Source organism: Vibrio sp. V10_P2A27P122 (assembly GCF_963874335.1).
GTDB lineage: Bacteria > Pseudomonadota > Gammaproteobacteria > Enterobacterales > Vibrionaceae > Vibrio > Vibrio anguillarum.
This window is the reverse complement of record NZ_CAWNHY010000107.1, coordinates 1-5,422: the sequence shown is the minus strand read 5'-3', so window position 1 is coordinate 5,422 and position 5,422 is coordinate 1. Positions and strand designations below refer to the sequence as shown.

Here is a 5,422-nt window from a genome sequence, read left to right as displayed (position 1 = left end):
GCGTTAAACACTGTGATTTCTTACAAACAATGTGCGAGATCTCTTACAACACTTCGCCACTTTTGCTCTTGGTAAATAAAAGGTAAGATCACAGCAACTCACAAAAAGGACAACCTATGCTCACAAAAGATGTCACTCAAGAACTAGAAAACATCTTGACTCTCTTACAACAACAGGGAAAGGAACCGAGTGTGGCCTTAGTAAAGTCACGTCTTAGCACCGCTGTGCCAATGCCAGCCTTGATTGCAACCATCAAAAGTTGGAAAAATGCACACCGAGTTCCCAAAGTAGAAGTGAGCGTTAGTACGGAAAATAGCGCGAGCAAGGTAGCCGAACTTGAAACGCAACTAGCCGCTTTGTCAGCCCGAGTAGCAGCCCTAGAGGCACAACTAACCGAGAAGTAATTGAATGATGAAAATTTGGGTGGACGCCGATGCATGTCCGAAAGTAATTCGTGAAACCATTGTCCGCGCAGCCGAAAGGACGGGCGTTGAATGTACTTTTGTGGCCAATCATGTCGTTCCGATTCCGCAACGATCCAACATTCGTTCACTGCAAGTCCCCAGTGGTTTTGATGTTGCCGATAACGAAATCGTCAAACGGGTAGAAGTGGGCGATTTGGTAATTACTTCCGATATTCCGCTGGCCGATGAAGTGATAACCAAAGGTGGCTTGGCACTCAATTCTCGTGGTGAGCTGTATACCAAAGAGACCATCAAGGCACGCCTCAATATTCGAGATTTTATGGACACAATGCGATCAAGCGGTATCCAAACTGGCGGACCAAGTGCGCTTTCTCAAACAGAACGGCGCGAATTTGCCAACCATTTGGATCGCATTTTGGCTAAAGCGAACAAATAACCACGTTTTGACGGTTGGACAATCACTAGCCTGTCCAACCGTTTCTCTTCATTAGCGCTGAACCGCCTTAAATCTTGGATTGGTTTTACAAATTACATATAAACGACCGCGTCTTTTGACGATTTGACAATCTGGATGACGTGATTTTGCGCTTTTTAATGAACTTAATACTTTCATAGTTTACTCCTTACCAAACTGAGCAAAGCGACGATTGAAATTCGCCACTCGTCCTTCTTTTTGAACAACTCGCTGCTTACCGGTGTAATACGGATGCGATTCAGACGACACATCTAAGGTGAAATAAGGATAGGTGTTGCCATCTTCCCACTCGATCGTCCGATCAGTTTTTAGCGTTGAACCCACAATAAAATACTTATCCACACTGGTGTCGTGGAAAACCACTTTTTGGTATGGCGGATGAATTCCGTCTTTCATCAATTTCCCCTCACTTAAATTGTTATGTTATAACATGCCAATTAATAATCATTACCAAGAAGAAAAGCAAGCTTAAATGTGATATTTTTCTCAACCAACGTGAAAAAAGACGGATACGGATATGCACACCATTGCTCCGATTGGCACTATTGAAACGCCTTATAAAGAAAAATTTGCCGTTCCTCGCCAACCTCGCTTAGTGGCGAGCGCAAGCGCGAGAGTCAAGCTCATCGGTCACGCTAATTGCTTAGAGTCGGTGCGAGGTATCGAACAATTTAGCCATGTCTGGTTACTTTTTCTGTTTGACCAAAACCTCGATGCTGGTTGGAAACCGACCGTGCGCCCACCGCGCTTAGGCGGAAATGAGCGGATCGGCGTATTTGCTTCACGGGCTACGTTTCGACCTAACGGCATCGGTATGTCTGCAGTTGAATTGAAAGGCGTCACTCAACAAGGTGATCAGGTTTATTTGGAACTAGGCAGCGTAGATTTAGTTGATAACACACCGATCATTGACATCAAACCCTATATTCCCTATTCCGATTCGATAGCCACAGCCAGCGGTGGCTATGCCGAGAGCGAGCCCGACAAGATCGCAGTGACCTTTAGCCAAGCGGCGTTAACGGTACTGAATGCGCGAGCAGATCACGACATGGTTAAAGCCGTCATTGAGCAAGTGCTGGCTCAAGACCCTCGCCCAGCCTATAAAAAACACAAAATCGATTATAAAGAATATGCGGTAAATCTGTTCGATCTGAACGTAAAATTCACTATCGCAAACAACTTAGTCTCAGTAACCGCAATAGAACGCTTTTGACAAAGCCGATTGGCTGATATTATTAGCGGCTTAATTCTAGCCTCTCATTGGAGAGCGCTTTTAACTATCATGAAACGGATACCATAGAATGCGTACCAGTAAATATCTTCTTTCTACTTTGAAGGAGACTCCAAACGACGCAGAAGTCGTGAGCCATCAGCTCATGTTACGTGCAGGTATGATCCGTAAGCTGGCTTCAGGTCTTTATACCTGGCTGCCTACTGGTCTACGTGTGCTGCGTAAAGTCGAAAACATCGTTCGTCAAGAGATCGACAATGCCGGTGCAATCGAAACCTTGATGCCCGTTGTGCAACCGTTTGAACTGTGGGAAGAGACAGGCCGCTCTGAGAAAATGGGCCCTGAGCTACTTCGCTTTACTGACCGCCATACTCGTCCGTTTGTGCTTAGTCCAACAGCAGAAGAAGTGATCACCAGCTTGGTACGCAACGAAGTCAGCTCTTACAAGCAATTGCCGCTGAACCTGTACCAGATTCAAACCAAATTCCGTGATGAGAGACGTCCTCGTTTTGGTGTGATGCGTGCTCGTGAATTCTGCATGATGGATGCCTATAGCTTTGATATAGATAAAGCAGGCTTAGAGAAATCTTACCAAGCGATGCACGAAGCTTACTGTAAAGCCTTCGATCGCATGGGGCTTGATTACCGCCCAGTATTAGCCGACACCGGCGCTATCGGTGGTAACGGCTCTCATGAGTTCCATGTATTGGCTGAAAGTGGTGAAGACATCATCGCCTTCTCAACTGAATCGGATTACGCCGCCAACATCGAAAAAGCAGAAGCCATTGCGCCAGCCGTTGAGCGCGCCGCGCCAACTCAAGAGATGACGCAGGTTGATACGCCAAACGCCAAAACCATCGCTGAATTGGTTGAGCAGCATGGCCTACCGATTGAGAAAACAGTTAAAACACTGTTTGTAAAAGCATCTGATGAGATCGATGCCTCTATCGTGGCACTGATTATCCGTGGTGATCATGAACTCAATGAAATCAAAGCCGAGAAACTCGCTGAAGTTGCCGCTCCGCTAGAAATGGCTAGCGAAGAAGAGATTCGCGCGCTGATTGGCGCAGGCCCAGGCTCTCTTGGCCCTGTTGGTCTTGAATTGCCGTTTATCGTTGATCACAGCGTAGCCGTCATGAGCGATTTTGGCGCAGGAGCCAACATCGATGGCAAACACTACTTTGGCATCAACTGGGGCCGTGACGTTGAGCTAGCGAAAGTGGAAGACCTCCGTAACGTCGTTGAAGGCGACCCAAGCCCATGTGGCAAAGGGACACTAATGCTCAAACGCGGTATCGAAGTGGGTCATATTTTCCAATTGGGTACTAACTACTCTGAGAAAATGAACTGTGGCGTTCTTGATTCCAATGGTAAAAACACCATTTTAGAGATGGGTTGTTACGGCATTGGTGTATCACGCGTTGTAGCATCAGCCATCGAACAAAACAACGATAAATACGGCATCATCTGGCCTGACGCGATCGCACCTTTCCAAGTGGCGATTGTCCCCATGAACATGCACAAATCAGAGCGCGTCCAACAAGCTGCTGAAAAGCTGTATGCGGAACTGACCGCAGCTGGTATTGAAGTGCTATTTGATGATCGTAAAGAGCGCCCGGGCGTAATGTTCTCAGATATGGAACTGATCGGTGTACCACATACCATCATTATTGGCGATCGCAGTATGGATGAGGGCAACTTCGAATATAAACATCGCCGCAGTGGTGAGAAGTCGGCCGTCGCTATGAATGAAATAGTCTCCTTTATTAATGCTCAAATCGCCTAATAAAGTGTGCTCTTGAAAAGGTTGCCTAAATGGCAACCTTTTTTATTTTGTCACCAGCCACACAAGCTTTTTCAAGCATATTAATCTTCGATTCATCTACGGTGATCTATTCTTTAATCCATTATTAATGGAGGTGACCTATGGATCTAAAAAGTTTACTTAACCAAGCATTGAATTCAGACATCGTAAAACAAGGTTCAAGCCAACTCGGCGCTATCACACAAGATTCAAGTAAACTCAAAACCTTAGGAGCTGGTGCACTCGGTGGTGGCCTAATCGGTTTATTGATGGGCTCGAAGAAAGCAAAAAAAATAGGCACTAAAGTGATAGGGATTGGTGGAGCAGCGGCGCTCGGCGCACTAGCCTATAAAGCGTATAATGACTGGCAAGCAAAACAAACTACCACTCAACCGCAGTCTAGCTTTGACCCTAATGATGCTAGCCACAGCACGCTGATCCTAAAAGCGATGATTGCTGCCGCAAAAGCTGATGGTCATGTGGATGAACAAGAAATGGCGAAAATTGAGCAAGCCATCTCTGAAATGGGCGCAGATAACCAATTGCAGCAGCTGGTAAAAAATGAGCTGCATAAACCGCTCGATCCCACGGCTATTGCACAGTTAGCCACAACGCCCGCACAAGCGAGTGAGCTTTATCTGGCCTCTTTACTTATCGCCGATGAACAAAATTTCATGGAAAAAGCGTATCTGAACGAGCTCGCTAAGCAACTACAGCTAGCCGACGATCTGGTCATGGCGCTAGAGCAGCAAGTGAACGCTTAAAGTTTCATCACATGCAATCAGAGCTTGCGCAAACGCAAGTTCTGATTTTGTCTTTGCCAAGCGTAATGTGTATATTGAGAGCCATTATCATTAGTTAGGATTTAATCTATGCAAGTTTACGGTTGTTGTGAATTAGTGCGCGAGCTTTATGCGCAGATAGGCAGTGGTGATCAAGCTTATATTCCTCAAGCAATCTCCTGCGCCATCAAAACCTTGAATGATGTCGCAGCAGACGAATCGCTGCCAAAAGCGGTTCGAGAGCAAGCAGCCTTTGCGGCAGCTAACTTGCTGATTTCTGATTTCGAGGATAAGTGATGAATTTAGCCAATTTTGCCTCGATGGATCCAATAATGCTGATGAGCATCATCAATATGAAGCTACGTGATGATTTTAATGGCGATCTTGATAAGCTGGCGGATGACTTTGATATCGATCGGGCGGCATTAGAAGCTCGCTTAGCCAGTGCAGGCTTTGAGTTTTTACCGCAAATCGGTCAATTTCGTTAAGGCATAAAAAACCCGCTAATTTAAAGCGGGTTTTCGTTCAAATAACAGTTCTTAAAGCACAGCACTCAGATTTTTTGTACTAAGCTTTTTTCTCTTTTCTTGCCAGAGCCTTACGCTCATTGCGTTTCGCTTGGTTCTCAATAAAGCCACTGAGCTCTTTTTCCGCCCAAGCTTGTGCTTGTGCTTCGCTTTCAAAACCCATTTCGCGCTTTGAAAC

Annotated in this window: 10 protein-coding genes; 7 read left to right on the top strand and 3 right to left on the bottom strand. The window is 45.9% G+C overall.

Features of this window, described 5'->3' with window-relative positions:
• Positions 1-116 precede the first annotated feature (116 nt).
• Positions 117-404: a hypothetical protein gene (locus AACQ17_RS05590; protein WP_094167594.1), complete on the top strand. Its 288-nt coding sequence runs from the start codon at positions 117-119 to the stop codon at positions 402-404.
• A gap of 7 nt (positions 405-411) precedes the next feature.
• A complete protein-coding gene (locus AACQ17_RS05585; protein ID WP_026027673.1) occupies positions 412-861 on the top strand; it encodes a YaiI/YqxD family protein in 450 nt (149 codons plus the stop codon).
• 51 nt (positions 862-912) lie between these two features.
• Here AACQ17_RS05585 and ykgO read toward each other — a convergent pair whose 3' ends face one another.
• Together ykgO and AACQ17_RS05575 are read right to left on the bottom strand one after the other, a co-directional pair.
• Positions 913-1,038 (bottom strand): type B 50S ribosomal protein L36, encoded by a 126-nt coding sequence (gene ykgO, locus AACQ17_RS05580; protein WP_010319082.1) that lies wholly within the window; start codon positions 1,036-1,038, stop codon positions 913-915.
• A gap of 3 nt (positions 1,039-1,041) precedes the next feature.
• The gene (locus AACQ17_RS05575) at positions 1,042-1,296 is read right to left on the bottom strand and encodes a type B 50S ribosomal protein L31 (protein ID WP_010319081.1); all 255 of its coding nucleotides are present in this window, start codon (positions 1,294-1,296) and stop codon (positions 1,042-1,044) included.
• A 121-nt stretch (positions 1,297-1,417) separates the two neighbouring features.
• On the opposite strand from AACQ17_RS05575, the gene tsaA reads away from it, so the two are divergent.
• The 5 genes from tsaA to AACQ17_RS05550 all read left to right on the top strand — a co-directional run bounded on the left by tsaA (position 1,418) and on the right by AACQ17_RS05550 (position 5,205).
• The gene (gene tsaA / locus AACQ17_RS05570) at positions 1,418-2,113 is read left to right on the top strand and encodes a tRNA (N6-threonylcarbamoyladenosine(37)-N6)-methyltransferase TrmO (protein ID WP_013857411.1); all 696 of its coding nucleotides are present in this window, start codon (positions 1,418-1,420) and stop codon (positions 2,111-2,113) included.
• Between the two features lie 88 nt (positions 2,114-2,201).
• Positions 2,202-3,917, top strand: coding sequence for a proline--tRNA ligase (locus AACQ17_RS05565; protein WP_017047972.1), 1,716 nt, complete (start codon positions 2,202-2,204; stop codon positions 3,915-3,917).
• A gap of 140 nt (positions 3,918-4,057) precedes the next feature.
• Complete coding sequence (locus tag AACQ17_RS05560; protein WP_088731992.1) at positions 4,058-4,699, top strand: tellurite resistance TerB family protein; 642 nt, start codon at positions 4,058-4,060, stop codon at positions 4,697-4,699.
• Between the two features lie 108 nt (positions 4,700-4,807).
• Entirely contained in the window at positions 4,808-5,014 is a 207-nt protein-coding gene (locus tag AACQ17_RS05555; RefSeq protein WP_010319078.1) for a YaeP family protein, read from the top strand.
• On the top strand, positions 5,014-5,205 hold the full coding sequence (locus tag AACQ17_RS05550; protein ID WP_010319077.1) for a DUF4250 domain-containing protein: 192 nt from the start codon (positions 5,014-5,016) through the stop codon (positions 5,203-5,205). The genes AACQ17_RS05555 and AACQ17_RS05550 overlap by 1 nt, the downstream gene beginning before the upstream one ends.
• Positions 5,206-5,284: 79 nt before the next feature.
• Here the strand turns inward: AACQ17_RS05550 and AACQ17_RS05545 are convergent.
• Positions 5,285-5,422: DUF3622 domain-containing protein (locus tag AACQ17_RS05545; RefSeq protein ID WP_141201430.1), on the bottom strand; the 138-nt coding region annotated here is incomplete at its 5' end.

Excerpts from the sequence above, each read along its gene's own strand:
- ykgO (WP_010319082.1), bottom strand. The coding sequence starts at position 1,038 with ATGAAAGTATTAAGTTCATTAAAAAGCGCAAAATCACGTCATCCAGAT.
- AACQ17_RS05590 (WP_094167594.1), top strand. The coding sequence starts at position 117 with ATGCTCACAAAAGATGTCACTCAAGAACTAGAAAACATCTTGACTCTC.
- AACQ17_RS05565 (WP_017047972.1), top strand. The coding sequence starts at position 2,202 with ATGCGTACCAGTAAATATCTTCTTTCTACTTTGAAGGAGACTCCAAAC.
- AACQ17_RS05555 (WP_010319078.1), top strand. The coding sequence starts at position 4,808 with ATGCAAGTTTACGGTTGTTGTGAATTAGTGCGCGAGCTTTATGCGCAG.
- AACQ17_RS05575 (WP_010319081.1), bottom strand. The coding sequence starts at position 1,296 with ATGAAAGACGGAATTCATCCGCCATACCAAAAAGTGGTTTTCCACGAC.
- tsaA (WP_013857411.1), top strand. The coding sequence starts at position 1,418 with ATGCACACCATTGCTCCGATTGGCACTATTGAAACGCCTTATAAAGAA.
- AACQ17_RS05560 (WP_088731992.1), top strand. The coding sequence starts at position 4,058 with ATGGATCTAAAAAGTTTACTTAACCAAGCATTGAATTCAGACATCGTA.
- AACQ17_RS05550 (WP_010319077.1), top strand. The coding sequence starts at position 5,014 with ATGAATTTAGCCAATTTTGCCTCGATGGATCCAATAATGCTGATGAGC.
- AACQ17_RS05585 (WP_026027673.1), top strand. The coding sequence starts at position 412 with ATGAAAATTTGGGTGGACGCCGATGCATGTCCGAAAGTAATTCGTGAA.